The organism is Streptomyces sp. NPDC087787 (assembly GCF_044743035.1).
Taxonomy (GTDB): Bacteria; Actinomycetota; Actinomycetes; order Streptomycetales; family Streptomycetaceae; genus Streptomyces.
Map to the genome: position 1 here is coordinate 1 of NZ_JBIUVQ010000027.1, position 15,533 is coordinate 15,533.

The following is a 15,533-nucleotide window of genomic DNA, read 5'->3' on the forward strand; positions in this document are numbered from 1 at the left end:
GCCTGCTGCGGTTGCTCTTGCTTCCCACCTGGCACTACTTCCTCTGGAACCTCGCGTCCCAGTCTCCAGGTGTCCACGATCAAGGGGAAGGTTCAGTAATCCCGGTTGGTAATTTCTTGCATTTCAGTATAAGGTGATAATATTTGCCCTAAAGAAGTTCGATCTCGACGTAATTTGATAGAAACCGTCCGGCTCTGATCATGGGCCTCACCAGCCGTAAAGAGTCACCAATGGCGGATCCAGGCGGGAGGGCGACTGCCGACGAACCTGCTGTTGACTGCGAAGATCGGCCAACCGACATCTGGTGCAGTTCGGCCGATCGCCCTGATGAGCCGCTGGAGGGCTGCCACGCACCAACTGTTCAGCTGAGATCTAACGTTGACATCAACAACCACGAACAGTGGTGAGCACCAGCAGCTACGTCCGACACGCGTCCGCGTGCTGGACCGCAGCAACGCCGGGGCGTGACCGAACTCCTAAAGCGGAGGTCAGCGCGGCTTCAGCCTCAGCACGCAGGTAGGCGCTTCACCGGGTGGTGGTCCGCCCTACGCGCATAGGGACACGCTGTCGCTCCCGTTTCAGCTGGACCAGGAGCGATGCTGCGGTTTCGTCGTTCGTCGGCCATGTCCCCTGTGGTGGTGTAACCGCGTTGGGAGGATCTTCGGTCGTGGGGTAGATCGAGTCCATGCCGCCCTTGGGGAGGTAGCTGCGGGGGAAGGCGATCCATTCGTCGTGCATCTCGATGAGGACGGCGGTGGTGAGGCGTTCGAGGGCGGCGGGGTTGGGGAAGATCTGGACGACGTCGACGCGGCGCTTGATCTCTCGGTTGACCCGTTCCAGGGGGTTGGTGGACTGGATCTTCTTCCAATGTCGCTCGGGGAAGTCAGCGAAGGCGGTCAGGTCGGTTTTGGCTTCCAGGAGCATGGCTTTGACCTTGGGGAACTGCCGTCCGAGCATGTCGGCGACGGTGTCGAGCTGGGAACGGACGGCCTCGGCGGTGGGCTGGGCGAAGATCGTGCGGATGGTCGCGGCCACCATCTCGCCGGAGTCTTTGCTGATCACGGCGAAGACGTTGCGCAGGAAGTGAACGCGACACCGCTGGTAGGCGGCGCCGAGCATGACCTTGCGGACTGCCTTGACCAGTCCGGAGTGGTGGTCGGCGATGACCAGGCGGACACCGGTCAGGCCGCGTTCGCGCAGGGAACGCAGGAACTCGGTCCAGAACACCTCGGTCTCGCTGTCGCCGACCATGAGTCCGAGAACTTCGCGGCCGCCGTCCTCGGTGATACCGGTCGCGATGACCACGGCCTGGGAAACGATCTGATGCGAGACCCGGGCCTTGCAGTAGGTGGCGTCGAGGTAGATGTAGGGGAAGCGGGTGTGGTCCAGGGGCCGGGTGCGGAACACGTTCAGTTCCGTGTCCAGGGCGCCACAGATGCGGGAGACCTCGCTCTTGGAGATGCCGGTGTCCGAGCCCAGGGCCTTGACCAGGTCGTCCACGCTGCGGGTGGACACGCCGTGCACGTATGCCTCCATGATCACGGTGTAGAGGGCTTGGTCGATGCGGCGCCGGCGTTCCAGAAGTGACGGGAAGAAGGATCCGGTGCGGACCTTGGGGATCGCCAGGTCCAGGTCCCCGGCCTGTGTGGTCAGCACCTTCCCGCGGTGCCCGTTGCGCATCGTCGTGCGGGTCTCGCTGTGCTCGCCCGGTGCGGCACCGATGTGGGCGGTGGCCTCGGCCTCGATGAGTTCCTGCAGGATCCGCTGGGCCAGGGTGCGGACCAACTCGATTCCGTCCGCCGTACGCAGTGACTCCATCAGCCGGAGTAAGTCATGCTGGGACAAGGCCATCGTGCATCCTCTCGTTGAACGAGCTTCGCTACTCGGAGAGTTGCGCGGTGGCCGCCCCATGGCCAGGGGCTATGCGGAGATCGCTGTTACACCACTCGGTGGGACACCATCGTTTCGTCCGTGATCGGCCACTGGTTGTCGTCCCACTCTGGCTCGAAGTAGGGCTCAAGTGCTGCTAGTTGCTGGCGCATTTCGTGCATGGCATCCGCCAGTCGCTCGAACCCTTGGATGGCGAGCTGCGCGTTGAAGTCGTCTGCCCGCTGCCGATTGGGACCCAGTTCACCTGGGTCGACGTGCCAGATACGAGGGTCAGCTGCGCTCAACAAGGTTGTCTGACAGGCGTATCCATGCCTGCTGGCTCTGTGGCGGCGGCGGAAGGGGCACGCCAACGAGCCCGGGAGTTGCCCCTCAGCATGTAGGTCGCTGAACGGGCCGCCGAGCCGCTGTTCAGGCCGTCCCTGGGCCGTCCGGAGTCGGCCGACGACAACCTACATCGACAGAAGCCCACGGCATCTGAGCAGTTCAGAGCCGTGGGCTTCGTCAGTCCCGCTGGTCGGCGAGACCCTTGATCAGTAGACCGGCAAGTCAGGCCACACGAGTTGGAGCCGCGGTCATCACAGGCGGTCACCGCGGCTGGTCGCTACTCGGAGCGCGTCCCCCAGGGCTCCAGCCAATCCAGCCGCCAGGACTCGCAATTCCTCCGGCTCCGCGTCCGAGTCGTCGAGTACCTTTTGCGCCTGCTCCAGCAGTTCGGCAGTCATGCCGAGTTGGACCGATTCCATGTTGTCCGCCAGTCGGGACATGTAGCCGTCGCCGTCGTCGGTGCTGAGGTAGCAGGGCTTGCCGTCGGGTCCCGACCACGGCAGTAGCCGCAACTCGTTTAGCGCTGTCACTCTTCCGTCCCCCTCTGGGCGATCTGATGGTGCGTGGTAAAGACCGCCTCGGCGTGATCACCCGGGAACACCAGGAACGCGGCCTCGACCACACGTCCAGCGGCGTCCGTCACCACGCGCGTGATCGCAAGTACGGCCCAAGCAGAGCCGATTCGCAGGACCGAGGCCTCCTCCTTCGTCGGCAGGCGAGCACGTCCTGGAACGCTTCCCGGACCGCGTTTTCGCCTTCGACGAGTTCGGCCCGCTCGGCATCCGACCCACCGCCGGCTCGTCCTGGGCACCTGCCGGTCACCCCGAGCGGCACCCCGCGACCTACCACCGCACCCACGGAGTGCGCTACATGATTTGTCTATGGACGAGTACGCGTGGCCCACGGGCCCAGAGGTGCCGGCGGCCGAGGCGGTTCGGCAGAGCTGGGCGAAGACCGTCGCCGCTCTGCCTGTCGGGGCTCGTGTCGGCGGTGAGGTCATCGGGCGCCAGCGCTTCGGAGTCTTCATACGCGTAGAGGGCGTCTCGAACGCCGTGGCCCTCGCCGAGATCACGGCCATGCCGCGGGGGATGGAGCTGCCCCCTTTGGGCGCCCACATCGAAGGCACAGTGATTGATCACGCCCACCACAATCACCAGGTGAAGATTCGGTTGCCTACTTGATCGCTTCCGGGCCGCCTCTGGGCCGTGCGAGGCCGCCCAAGGGCACTCAGTGGCGACCGACAGTGACAGACGGGCCACGGCGACCGGCTGCGAAACCCCAGGTCACAGCCCCACGGCCGCACGCGTTTCCTCCCAGGGGTGGCGGTACGGCAAGATGGGGTGTATCTGCCCACTGCCTGATTTCAAGCTGCCGGACGGTTTCTCTTGGCTGAGTTCATTTACACCATGCGCAAGGCGCGCAAGGCGCACGGCGACAAGGTGATTCTCGACGACGTCACCCTGAACTTCCTTCCGGGTGCCAAGATCGGCGTCGTCGGTCCGAACGGTGCCGGCAAGTCGACCGTGCTGAAGATCATGGCGGGGCTGGAGCAGCCGTCCAACGGTGACGCGTACCTGTCGCCCGGCTACAGCGTCGGCATCCTGCTGCAGGAGCCCCCGCTGAACGACGAGAAGACGGTCCTGGAGAACGTCCAGGAGGGCGTCGCCGAGGTCAAGGGCAAGCTCGACCGGTTCAACGAGATCGCCGAGCAGATGGCCACCGACTACTCGGACGCGCTGCTGGAGGAGATGGGCAAGCTCCAGGAGGAGCTCGACCACGCCAACGCCTGGGACCTCGACGCCCAGCTCGAGCAGGCCATGGACGCCCTGGGCTGCCCGCCCGGCGACTGGCCCGTCACCACCCTCTCCGGTGGTGAGCGCCGCCGTGTCGCGCTGTGCAAGCTGCTGCTCGAGCAGCCCGACCTGCTGCTCCTCGACGAGCCCACCAACCACCTCGACGCCGAGTCGGTGAACTGGCTGGAGCAGCACCTGGCCAAGTACGAGGGCACCGTCGTGGCCGTCACCCACGACCGGTACTTCCTGGACAACGTCGCCGGCTGGATCTGCGAGGTGGACCGCGGTCGCCTCCACGGCTACGAGGGCAACTACTCCAAGTACCTGGAGACCAAGGCCACCCGCCTCAAGGTCGAGGGCCAGAAGGACGCCAAGCGGCAGAAGCGGCTCAAGGACGAGCTGGAGTGGGTGCGGTCCAACGCCAAGGGGCGGCAGGCCAAGTCCAAGGCGCGTCTGGCCCGCTACGAGGAGATGGCCGCCGAGGCCGAGAAGATGCGGAAGCTGGACTTCGAGGAGATCCAGATCCCGCCGGGCCCGCGCCTGGGCAGCATCGTCGTCGAGGTCAACAACCTCAGCAAGGCCTTCGGCGAGAAGGTCCTCATCGACGACCTCTCCTTCACGCTGCCCCGCAACGGCATCGTCGGCGTCATCGGTCCGAACGGCGCGGGCAAGACCACGCTGTTCAAGATGATCCAGGGCTTCGAGCAGCCGGACTCCGGCAGCATCAAGGTCGGCGAGACGGTCAAGATCTCCTACGTCGACCAGAGCCGCGGGAACATCGACCCGAAGAAGACGCTGTGGGCCGTCGTCTCCGACGAGCTGGACTACATCAACGTCGGCCAGGTCGAGATGCCGTCCCGGGCGTACGTGTCCGCGTTCGGCTTCAAGGGCCCGGACCAGCAGAAGCCCGCCGGTGTGCTCTCCGGCGGTGAGCGCAACCGCCTCAACCTGGCGCTCACCCTGAAGCAGGGCGGCAACCTGCTGCTCCTCGACGAGCCGACCAACGACCTCGACGTCGAGACCCTGTCCAGCCTGGAGAACGCGCTCCTCGAGTTCCCCGGCTGCGCCGTCGTCGTCTCCCACGACCGGTGGTTCCTGGACCGCGTGGCGACGCACATCCTCGCCTACGAGGGCGAGTCCAAGTGGTTCTGGTTCGAGGGCAACTTCGAGTCGTACGAGAAGAACAAGATCGAGCGGCTCGGCCCGGACGCCGCCCGGCCGCACCGCGCCACCTACAAGAAGCTGACCCGGGGCTGATCGAAGCAGATGCGCCACATCTACCGCTGCCCGCTGCGCTGGGCGGACATGGACGCGTACGGCCACGTCAACAACGTGGTGTTCCTCCGCTACCTGGAGGAGGCACGCATCGATTTCCTGTTCCGCCCGGACAAGGAGTTCAAGCAGGGGTCCGTGGTGGCGCGTCACGAGATCGACTACAAGCGCCAGCTCGTCCACCGGCACGCGCCGGTGGACATCGAGCTGTGGGTCACCGAGATCAAGGCGGCGTCCTTCACCCTCACCTACGAGGTCAAGGACGGCGACCAGATCTACGTCCGCGCCTCGACGGTGATCGTGCCGTTCGACTTCGAGGCGCAGCGTCCGCGCCGGATCACCGCGGAGGAGCGCGAGTTCCTCCAGGAGTACACCGACGCGGGCGACAAGGAGGAGGCCGTCGCCGCATGACGGTCCTCCACCTCGCCGACGAGACGGAGGCGGCGGACCTCGCCGCCTTCCTCTCCCGGCTGCTGCACTACGACCGTTCCGCCGCGGTGCGGCTCCAGGCGGCCGGCACCGCGCTCGCCGTCTTCGGACGGCCGGCGTCCTTCGAGGTGCTGGCGGTACGCGCCGTGCGGCTCGCCGAGCCGTACCGGAACGAGCCCGACACCACCCTCGACGTGACCGTCTCCGCCGGTGAACTGCTCGAGTCCGTCGACGAGCCGGCGGCCACGGCCGCCGTCCCCGCGGCGGTGACCGGGCCGCCGTGGGCGGGCGTCCTGCCCCCGCGCGGCGGCTGGCGGACCGAGCCGGGGCTGCCCCCGGCCGGCGCCCTGGGTGCGGCGGTGGCCGCCGCGGTCGCCGAGTTCCGTACCCGTACGGGGGAGTTGGCGCAGGAGCACCGCACGCGCGCCGAACTCGACCGGATCGGGCGGGAGATCTGGTCCCGGCTGGTCGGCGGGACCCAACTGCCCGTGCGAGCCGTGCACGCGGCGCAGTCGCTGCGGTTCCTCAGGCCCCCCGCCACTGCCTGCGAGGGCGACACCGCAGGGCCCCCGGCGGCCTCCGGCGAGGAGGACCTCGCGCTGCTCTCGTCGGGGACGTGGCTGCGGCTGCGGACCCCGTACGGGTCGATCGCGGTACGGCGCGCGGAGGCCGGACTCGGCGGCCTGGGCGTCAGCGTCCGCTGACCGCGAGCGGCGCTCAGCTTCCCTCGCTGTCGTCCGGCCGCACCGCGATGTGGTCGGGTTCCAGTTCCAGTGCCACCCGGTCACGCATCCCCAGGGCCTGCGTGTACTCGGCGGGCAGTTGCAGACGGCCGGCCCGGTCGAGCATGGCGTACTCGCGGCTCACCAGCGTCTCGTCGCCGGTCGTCGCGTCCACCTCGCTGCGGCGCAGCACCTCGGTGGAGGTGCGGCCGTCGCGGATGGCGACGGTGCGGCGCACCTCGCCGGCGACCGCCTGGTCGTGGGTGACGATGACGACGGTCGTGCCCAGACGCTCGTTGGCGGTGCGGAAGGCGGCGAAGATCTGCTCGCCGGTGTGGGAGTCCAGTTCGCCGGTGGGCTCGTCGGCGAGCAGCACCGCGGGGTTGTTGGCGAGGGCCACCGCGATCGCCACCCGCTGCTGCTGGCCGCCCGACATCTGGTGCGGGCGGCGGTCCTGGCAGTCGCCCACCTCCAGCAACTGCAGCAGCTCCAGGGAGCGTTCGGCCTTGGCGCGGCGGCTGCGCCCGCGGTCGCCGGACAACTGCATGGGCAGCGCGACGTTCTGCGCCGCCGTCAGATACGGCAGCAGGTTGCGGGAGGTCTGCTGCCAGACGAAGCCGACGACCTCGCGGCGGTAGCGCAGACGGTCCTTCGCGGTCATGGCGAGCAGGTCGTGGTCCCCGACCCGGGCCGCGCCCGCCGTGGGCGTGTCCAGCCCGGCGAGGATGTTCATCAGGGTGGACTTGCCGCTGCCGGAGGCGCCGACGAGGGCCATCAGCTCGCCCTCGCGGACCAGCAGGTCCAGGCCCTGGAGGGCCTGTACCTCCACGCCGTCGGCGGTGAAGATGCGGACCAGACGGTCGCAGCTGATCACCGCGTCGTGGCCGTAGGCCGGGCGGGTGCGTTTCGCGGTGGCGCGCTCGGCCAGGTCGGCCAGGGTGGGGTTCGTCGTCATCGGGGCTCTCCTGCGCGGCGGCTACGGCGGCTGTGGCGGCTGTGGCGGTCGTCCGGTCGGTTCATCTCGCGTCCCCCGCTCTCAGTTCCCGCACCGATCCCCTGCGCCCCGTCCACCAGGCCTGGCCCACGGCGATGCCCACCGTCAGCAGCAGCACGGCCGCGGCCGGCAGGGCCAGCGAGAGCGGGTCGGTCCGCAGCTCGTTCCCGCCGGCGGACACCGCCGGCGACGGCAGCGCGATGGCCGTCAGGTCGACGCCGGGCGAGAGCAGCAGGACGGTCGCCCAGCCCGTCAGCGTTCCGCCCGCCGCGGCGAGCAGCGACTGGGGCAGCGACTCCAGGACGAGCAGGCGGCGGCCCTGTGCGCGGGTGAGGCCCATGGTGCGCAGGCGGGCGAGGAGCGCGGCCCGCTCGGGGGCGGTGCGCAGCAGTGCGAGGAGCAGCGCCAGGACGGCGTAGCCGGCACCGGCGGCCACGGCCACCGTGTAGACGCGCTCGGCGCCGGACTGGAGGGGCGAGTCGACGTAGTCGCCGCGTTCCCCGGCCCGCGTCGTCACGGACGCGTCCGCGCCCGCCGCCCGGCGCAGGGCGCCCGCGTCCAGATGGTCGCCGGTCAGCAGCAGCGCGCTCGCCCGGGCCACCCCGCGGCTCAGTCCGGCCCGGTCCACGACCAGGAAGTTGGTGCCGATGACGGCCGGGGTCCGGTCCCGGACGACTGCGATCCGGATGTTCACCTCGGTCCCGTCGCCGAGCTGCACCGTGAACGGCCGGGTGCCGTACTTCTCGGCGACCGACGGGGAGGCCAGCGCCGGCAGCGGAGTCCCGGAGCCGGCGGCCGGTCGCCGCAACTGCTCCCCGGGGAAGGCGCCGAGCCCGGTGCGCCGGGCCAGGGACGCGTAGTCCGCCGGGTCGACGCCCGCTACGGAGATCCGCGCGTTCGTCCCCGTCCTGGCCTGGTAGTCCATGCTCACCTCGGTGAGTCCCCGCACGCCCGGTGTCCGGCGGACCCGGTCGGGCAGCCCGTCCGGCAGCGCCTCGGCGCCGTCGACCCGGGCGTCGGCGCCGACGGCGAGGAGGGCCGCCTGGTCGCGGGCACCGGCCACTCCGGCCAGCACGGAGCCGCCGAAGGCGGCGGTGGTGAGCGCGGTCAGCAGCGCCAGCAGGGGCAGCACCGCCGGGACGGACGTACGCCCCGCACGGGCCAGGGACAGATGGCCCACCGCCCCGCGCAGCCGGCCCATCGGACGCATCAGCCAGCGCAGCGGCCACGGGTACAGGCGGACCAGCACCAGGGCCGCGATCACGCCCACCAGCACCGGCGCCAGGGACACCAGTTGGTCCCCCGAACCGCCCGGGGCGCCGTCGTTCTCCGCGGCGCCCGCGACCCCGTACCGCCGCAGCGCCTCCACCGCCGCCGCCGCGATCACCAGCAGCGTCAGTTCGGCGACCGTACGGCGCTGGGAGGGACGTACGGACACCGTGTCCTCGCGCGGTCCGTGGACGCGGACCACGCGGTGCGCGATCAGGGCGCGCACGGGCAGTGCGGCACAGGCGACGGCGGTGACCACGGCGGCCGCGAGCACGGAGTGACCCGGGCGGCCCCCGGGGACGGCGAGCAGGGCCGCACCGAGTCCGAGCGCCCCGGCGGGCACGGCGACCACCGCCGTCTCGGCGAGCAGCCGGCCGGCCAGACCGGGCAGGGAGACGCCGCGGGCGCGCAGCAGGGTGAGTTCGAGGCGGCGGCGGTCGGCGGCCAGGCCGCCGGCCATCAGCAGGACCACGGCGGCGACCGTCGCACTGCCGAACGCGGCGACCGCGACCAGCGGGGTGATGCCGGAGCTCAGCCGGCCGTAGGAGAGGAGGACGTCGTCGAGTTCGGTGCCCACCTGCGCGACCGGATCGGTGGCCGCACGTACGCGCACCAGGCCGGGTCCGGACTTCAGGCTCGCGACCGCGGACTTCAGGCCCTCCAGGTCGTGGGCGTGCAGGGAGCGGGGGGCGGGAGCCACCCGCCAGTAGCGCCAGGGGGTCCCCGCGGTGCCCATCAGGGCGGGGGCGGCCTCGGACGGCAGGAGCAGGGCGCCGAGCCAGTACTTCGGCGGTTCGGGACTGTCCGAGGGCACCTCCACCAGGGCAGGGGTGCGCAGCAGCGGCATGGTCGACCAGTAGGCACCGTCGGGCTCCCGGGGGGTGAGGACGCCGGTGACGCGGACCACGAGCGGCGGGCCGGACATGGCGGGTACGTGGATGACCGAACCCACCCTGACGTGCAGGCTCCTGGCCGTCGCGGCGCTCACGGCGGCCTCCACCTCCGAGGTCGAGGCCGTCACCCGCCCGGTCGCCCGCGGCAGCCGGCCCTCGCGCACCGAGGAGTGCTCGGCCAGCCCGTTGGGCGCGACCAGGCGCATCTTCGCGGGCAGCCCGCTGGGCCGGGGGATCCAGCGGTCGGGGACGGCGAGGTCGGTGGCGTTCGCGACCCCGTACGACGACTGACCGGGGTCGGCGACGAGCGGGCGCGGGACGGCGTCGAGGACCTTGGTGAGCTGCCGGCCCAGAGCGGGCGGCAGCAGTGCCTGCTCGCGCTGCCGGTCCGGGACCGCGGGCACCGGGGCGGACATCGTGAAGGTGGTGCGCGGCGGGCCCGCCCGGTCGACGGCCCGGGCGAGACCGGCGTTCTCGTACCGGTCGAGCGCGCGGGGGAACGCGGCCGCCAGGCAGGCGGTCAGCGCGACCAGCAGGGCGAGGGCGGCCGCGGCACCCGGCGCGGTGCGCAGGCGTATCCGGACCCAGGCGGGAGTGACGGCGTTCAGTTCACTCACCTCCGCGGTCTCGAAGGGACAGCGCCGGGTCGGGCCGGCGCAGGGTCAGCACCGCCGTGACGACGAGCGGCGCGGCGGCGACGGCCGCCAGCAGCAGGACCACCCGGGCGGCGGGCAGCTCGACCAGGACGGCCGGCAGCGGTTTCGCGGCCTGCCCGGTCAGCACGATCAGCGGGATCACGGCGCGGGCCAGTACGGTGCCCAGAGCCGCGCCGACCGCCACCGCCAGGGCCACCAGCACGCCCTGCTCGGCGGCGAGCGTCCGGGCCAGCTGGCGGCGCGGGGTGCCGAGGGCGCGCAGGACGGCGAACTCGGCGTCCCGCTCCCTGCGGGTCCCGACCGCGCCGACCACGAAGCCGACGGCGGCCAGCGCCGCCGCGACCACGGCGGCCGCGGTGAAGGCGGCCGCGGGCCCGGCGCCGAACGGGTCGTCGCGCAACTGGTCGGCGATCTCGTCCCGCACGATCACCTGCCCCGGGTCGACGTCGGGCAGGGCCCGCAGGGTGGCTGCCACGTCGGCCGACCGGTGGGAGTCGGTGCGCAGCCACCACTCGGTGGGCGCGGCCCGGTCGCCGGAGCCCGACTGGAGCAGCCGGTTGACCGACCGCAGGTCCATCAGCAGACCACCGCCGTCGTGCGCGGCGTCCGGGGGACCGCCCTGCTCGGCCGTGCCCGTGGTCGGCAGCGCACGTACCGAACGCACGATCCGGACCGGGACGTTCTGGCCGCCGACGCTCACGTCCACCCGCTGCCCCTCGTGTGCGCTCGTGGAGTCCAGGAAGCGGTCGGTCGCCACGGCCGCCACCTCCGGCTGCGCGGGCTGTGCCACCTGGAGCCGCACCGTCAGCGTGCCCGACGCCCGGATCTGGTCGTGCGGCGTGTAGCCGGTGCCGTAGGTGACGGCCGGCGGGAGGGCGGACGTCACGGTCGCCTTGGCCGGGGTGGCGCCGTCGGGAGCCGGGGCGATGCTGTTGACGACGGAGGTCGCCTTCCAGGCCGCCGGCGTGCTCAGCCGCCGTACCGTCCCGTCGGCGCCGGTCGCGGTCACCTCGGAGACGGTGAGGCGGTGGCGCTCGGCGACGTCGTCGGGCTGGTTCAGGGACAGCTCGAGGCCGGTGAGGGTCAGGGGCCCGGTGCCCGCGGGGAGGTCCAGGTCCAGGCGGTGGGAGCGGCCGTCGGCGGGCAGGGTGCCCATCGGCATGCGGTACGGGACCCCGCGGCCGTCCTCGACGGTGACCGCCAGGTCCACCGGCATCCTCGTGCCGGAGCCGCGGATGCCGGCCGTCAGCCGCAGGCGGGCCGTGCCGGCGGGCATCTTCAGGCCCGCCGCCGGGCTCTTCGGCGCGAGCCCCGCCAGCAGCGACCGCACCGGCTCCGACCCCAGGTCGGGGCGCACCAGCAGCGTGTCCGCCGCGTTCGCGGTGTCCAGCGCGATCAGGGTCGCGGTGCGGTCGCCGGCCAGGGGCAGCGGGGCGCGGACGGCCGGGGCGGCGGAGCGTACGTGCGGGACGGCCGCGTACTGCTCGGTGCGGCCGAGGTCCCCCTCCCCGGCGGCCAGCACACGCACCGGCGCACCCGCCTTGAAGTCGGCCTGGTCGTCCTGCGAACGGTTCCAGGAGGCGTCCTGACCGATCGCCAGCATGCCCAGCGCGACGGCGAGTACGAGCAGCAGCACAGGTCCGGCCCCGCGCATCGGGCGGCGGCTGAACTGCCAGCCCGCCAGCGCGGCCGACAGCCCGCGCCCCCCGGTCGCACGGCGCTCGGCCAGCCGGGCCACAGGCGGCAGCAGCCGCAGGGTCAGTACCGTCCCGGCCAGCAGGGCCAGCGCGGGCGCGACGACCAGCAGCGGGTCGATGCCGAGCGCGCCCGTGAGGTCGCCGCCGACCGCGCCGGAGGGCTGCCTGCTCAGCTGCCAGTACGCCACGCCGGCCACCGCCAGCAGTCCCAGGTCCGCGCCGGCGCGCAGCGGCGCGGGCAGCGGACGGGACCGCGGTCCTGCCGTGAACGTCGAGGTCAGCGCGGGCAGCGTCACCGCCATCGCACAGCCGAGGGCCACGGCCGCCGCCACCAGCCAGACCCCGGGGCGCCCGGTCGCGGAGACGTCCGGGTGCAGTCCGATCCGGGCCAGGGCGCCCTGACCGGCCAGCAGCCCGGTCAGCGGCCCCGCCAGCAGCGGCGCGCACGCCACGGCGGGCACGGCCAGCAGCAGCGCCTCCGTGGCGGCGAGGCCGGCGAGCCGGGCACGGGAGCCGCCGCGGGCGCGCAGCAGGCGTGTCTCCGCGCCGCGTTCGGTGCTGAGCAGCCGGGCCACCAGCAGCAGCGCGTAACCGGCCAGCAGCGCCAGTTGGACCGCGGCGATCAGTAGCGTCGAGCGGGCCACGAGCAGGGAGCGGTCGATCCGGTCGAGGACGTCGGGCAGCGAGCTCGTGACCTCGGGTGTGCCGCTCACCGCGGTGGACTTCCGCAGGGACGCGGCACTCTCGCGCACCGCGTCGCGCAGCGCCCCGATCCGCCCGGTCGTCAGCGTGGAGAAGTCCGCGGACGCCTGCCACGCGCTCTGTCCCGCGCTCACTCTGCCGCCGTCGATGACGCCGGGGTCGGTCAGCAGCGGCCCGTACATCGTGAAGCCGATCTTGCGGACGCCGCGGCCGCCCAGTTCGTCCAGCCGCCAGTACGGCGCGTCGGCGTGTGCGGGGCGGTAGAGCCCGGTGATCCGTGCGTGGGCCTGTCCGCCGCCGAGGCGGTCGGTGAGGGCGAGCCGGGCGCCGGGCTTCAGCCCGAGGCGCTGCGCGGCGGTCTGCGGCAGCGCGACCTCGACGTCACCCGACGCCGTCGCGCGGGGCAGGCGTCCGGAGACGAGCCGCACCTGTGTGGGGTCCATGGCCGCGAAGTAGGTCAGGTCCGGGTCGCCGGCGGAGGCGTCCCCCGCTTCGGCGGAGTCGGGAGCCTGAGGGAGTTCGGCCGGGGGCCGCAGGGACAGGGGCAGGCCGTAGGGGCCGGAGCGCACCAGGGTGCGCACGGTGACCGGCAGCCCGTCGAAGGCCTCGCGGGTCTGCTCGCGCACCTCGGCGTCGACGGCCGGGCGTCCCTCGGAGGGTGTGTCGCCGCGAACCACCAGGGTGGTGTCGGCGGCGTTGCGCGGGTCCCGCAGGGAGTGGCGCAGCGCCGCGTCGCCGATCGCGCCCGAGTAGGCGGTGAGCGTCGCCAGCACCGCCGTGGTCAGCAGGACCGTGAGCAGCGCGGCGGCCAGCAGCAGCCGGTGCGCCCGCGCCCGCAGCAGGACGAATCCCGTGAACCCCGCCACCCGGCTCCCCCTGCCGTTGTCCAGATCTTTACGGTGATGCTGTCAGAGGGGACACGGCGCGGGTAAGCGGTCATGGGTCGAGTTTGACCGGATCGTGATCGGATTCCGGCGACGAACGACCGGAATCCGGTACTCAGGTTCCCGCGCGGTGGCTCAGTCGGGCGTGTTCACCATCGACGCCGCCGCGTACGTGAGGTAGTTCCACAGCGTCTGCTCGTGCTCCTGCGACAGGCCGAGCTCGTCGACGGCCACCCGCATGTGCCGCAGCCAGGCGTCGTGCGCCGCCCGGTCGACCCGGAAGGGCGCGTGCCGCATCCGCAGCCGCGGGTGGCCGCGCCGCTCCCCGTACGTCGTCGGACCGCCCCAGTACTGGATCAGGAACAGCCGCAGCCGCTCCTCGGCCGGTTCCAGGTCCTCCTCGGGATACATCGCCCGCAGCTCGGGGTCCTGGGCCACCCCCTCGTAGAAACGGTGGACCAGCCGGCGGAAGGTCTCCTCGCCGCCGACCTGCTCGTAGAAGGTCTGCTCCTGAAGCGTGCCACGCCGAATCTCATTCACCCGTCCATGCTCTCAGACGGCCGGAGGAGGACCGGAGGCCCAGGTCCCTGCCTCACGGCAGCACCTGGGACCGCCGGTCACGGCGTGATCCGCCCGAGGCCGGCGCGGCTAGCCGCGTCTGATCGTGATCGTCGTCCACGCGCCCACGTGCACGCGGTCGCCGTCCTGGAGGGGGACCGGCACGAAGGGCTGGATGGGGTCCTCCGAGCCGTTGACCGTGGTGCCGTTGGTCGAGTTCTGGTCGACCACCGCCCAGCTGCCGTCGGGCTGCTGGACCAGCACAGCGTGCTGGTGGGAGACGCCCGGGTCCTCCGGCGGGACCGCCAGGTCGATGTCGGGGGTGTCACCGGTGGAGTGCCGGCGGCGGCCGATGGTGACCTGGTTGCCGGAGAGCGTGCGCTGCTGCTCGGGCGAGTACGCGGGCAGGTTCAGGCCCGCGGCCTCGGGACCCGAGCGGTGCATCATCGCCATGAAGTAGTCGCGGTCCGGGCCGATCGTGGCCGTCCAGGTCGCGGGCTGCTGCGGATGCTGCGGCTGCTGCGGGAACGCCGGTCCCGGCGGGGCCTGGGTGGCACCCGGCTGCGGGTAGCCGTAGCCGCCCGTCTGGCCGGGACGGCCCGGGACGCCCGGACCGGACGGGCCGCCGGACGGCGGGGAGATCACCCAGTCGTCGTCGGCGCCGCGCCGTGGCCGGCCCGTCTCCTGCGGGAACACGGGCGGAGCCGGCGGGCCGGACTGCTGGTACACCTGCGGGCCACCACCGGGCGCTCCGGGAGCACCGGGTGCACCGGGCGGCGGCGGAACCGGCCGTGATGGGTCCGCGCCGAAGTTGGGCGGGCCGGGGCGGCCCGGGGGTTCGGTGCCGAAGTTGGGCGGGCCGGGGCGGCCCGGGGGTTCGGTGCCGAAGTTGGGCGGGCCGGGGCGGCCCGGGGGTTCGGTGCCGAAGTTCGGCGGTCCCGGGCGGCCCGGCGGCTCGGTGCCGTAGGGCGGGGCGTGCGGGATCGGTTCGGCGGGCCGGTTCATCTGGGACGGCCGGGAGCCCTGGTACTCGAAGGTGTCGCCGCCGAAGCCCGGGCCGGGCGGCTGCGGGAAACGAGGGCCGGCACCGGGCGGCGGCGCGGCCGGCGTGTACGAGGTCGCCGTGTTCGTCAGGAAGTTCCACCGGCACTCCTCGCAGAACGGCGCGCCGCCCTCGCGGGGCGTACGGCACTGCGGGCAGAGCTGCGGCTCGGAGTCAGGTACGGACAGGTGCGGGTGCCCACCGCCCGCGCCGGGCGCACCCGGCGCGGGCGGGAAGCCGTAGCCCCCGGCCGGGGGCGGCGGGGGAGGCGGAGGCACGGCACCGGCCATGCGGTGACCGCACACCTCGCACCAGTCGTCGGAACCCGACTGGTGTCCGTTCGGGCAGGTCGGCATGTCGGCGCTTCCCCTTCTCCTTCTCCGGCCGGTGCGGCCGGATTCCTCCCAC

General features: G+C 72.3%; 11 protein-coding genes and 2 pseudogenes. 5 read left to right on the top strand and 8 right to left on the bottom strand.

All coding sequences use genetic code 11. The annotated features are described in order from the left end of the window. Nucleotides 1-675: 675 nt before the first annotated feature. The 3 genes and pseudogenes from ACIOWN_RS31350 to ACIOWN_RS31360 all read right to left on the bottom strand — a co-directional run. Nucleotides 676-1,851: pseudogene (locus ACIOWN_RS31350) on the bottom strand (IS256 family transposase); the annotation flags it as partial. 614 nt (nucleotides 1,852-2,465) lie between these two features. Beyond that, on the bottom strand, nucleotides 2,466-2,744 hold the full coding sequence (locus ACIOWN_RS31355; protein WP_401984054.1) for a hypothetical protein: 279 nt from the start codon (nucleotides 2,742-2,744) through the stop codon (nucleotides 2,466-2,468). Next, a complete protein-coding gene (locus ACIOWN_RS31360; RefSeq protein WP_401984111.1) occupies nucleotides 2,741-2,929 on the bottom strand; it encodes a UTRA domain-containing protein in 189 nt (62 codons plus the stop codon). The genes ACIOWN_RS31355 and ACIOWN_RS31360 overlap by 4 nt, the downstream gene beginning before the upstream one ends. A gap of 2 nt (nucleotides 2,930-2,931) precedes the next feature. On the opposite strand from ACIOWN_RS31360, the pseudogene ACIOWN_RS31365 reads away from it, so the two are divergent. The 5 genes and pseudogenes from ACIOWN_RS31365 to ACIOWN_RS31385 form a co-directional block, all read left to right on the top strand. Then, nucleotides 2,932-3,084 (top strand): annotated as a pseudogene (locus ACIOWN_RS31365) (IS630 family transposase); the annotation flags it as partial. Nucleotides 3,085-3,095: 11 nt separating this feature from the next. Continuing rightward, nucleotides 3,096-3,395 carry a hypothetical protein gene (locus tag ACIOWN_RS31370; RefSeq protein ID WP_401984057.1) on the top strand — a complete coding sequence of 100 codons (300 nt, stop codon included), beginning with the start codon at nucleotides 3,096-3,098 and terminating at the stop codon, nucleotides 3,393-3,395. 204 nt (nucleotides 3,396-3,599) lie between these two features. Next, a complete protein-coding gene (ettA, locus tag ACIOWN_RS31375) occupies nucleotides 3,600-5,264 on the top strand; it encodes an energy-dependent translational throttle protein EttA (RefSeq protein WP_362347831.1) in 1,665 nt (554 codons plus the stop codon). A gap of 9 nt (nucleotides 5,265-5,273) precedes the next feature. Beyond that, entirely contained in the window at nucleotides 5,274-5,690 is a 417-nt protein-coding gene (locus ACIOWN_RS31380; protein WP_362347829.1) for a thioesterase family protein, read from the top strand. Beyond that, on the top strand, nucleotides 5,687-6,412 hold the full coding sequence (locus ACIOWN_RS31385) for a hypothetical protein (protein WP_362347827.1): 726 nt from the start codon (nucleotides 5,687-5,689) through the stop codon (nucleotides 6,410-6,412). Before ACIOWN_RS31380 ends, ACIOWN_RS31385 begins: the two co-directional genes overlap by 4 nt. Before the next feature lie 13 nt (nucleotides 6,413-6,425). On the opposite strand, the gene ACIOWN_RS31390 is transcribed toward ACIOWN_RS31385, so the two are convergent. From ACIOWN_RS31390 to ACIOWN_RS31410, 5 genes are all read right to left on the bottom strand, one after another. Beyond that, the gene (locus ACIOWN_RS31390) at nucleotides 6,426-7,385 is read right to left on the bottom strand and encodes an ABC transporter ATP-binding protein (RefSeq protein WP_401984059.1); all 960 of its coding nucleotides are present in this window, start codon (nucleotides 7,383-7,385) and stop codon (nucleotides 6,426-6,428) included. A 61-nt stretch (nucleotides 7,386-7,446) separates the two neighbouring features. Continuing rightward, complete coding sequence (locus ACIOWN_RS31395) at nucleotides 7,447-10,194, bottom strand: FtsX-like permease family protein (protein ID WP_401984112.1); 2,748 nt, start codon at nucleotides 10,192-10,194, stop codon at nucleotides 7,447-7,449. 1 nt (nucleotide 10,195) lies between these two features. Next, entirely contained in the window at nucleotides 10,196-13,507 is a 3,312-nt protein-coding gene (locus ACIOWN_RS31400; RefSeq protein WP_401984062.1) for an FtsX-like permease family protein, read from the bottom strand. A 153-nt stretch (nucleotides 13,508-13,660) separates the two neighbouring features. Beyond that, nucleotides 13,661-14,065, bottom strand: a complete 405-nt coding sequence (locus ACIOWN_RS31405) for a globin (protein ID WP_100566789.1) — start codon at nucleotides 14,063-14,065, stop codon at nucleotides 13,661-13,663. Between the two features lie 108 nt (nucleotides 14,066-14,173). Continuing rightward, nucleotides 14,174-15,481, bottom strand: a complete 1,308-nt coding sequence (locus ACIOWN_RS31410) for an FHA domain-containing protein (RefSeq protein WP_401984064.1) — start codon at nucleotides 15,479-15,481, stop codon at nucleotides 14,174-14,176. Nucleotides 15,482-15,533 lie beyond the last annotated feature (52 nt).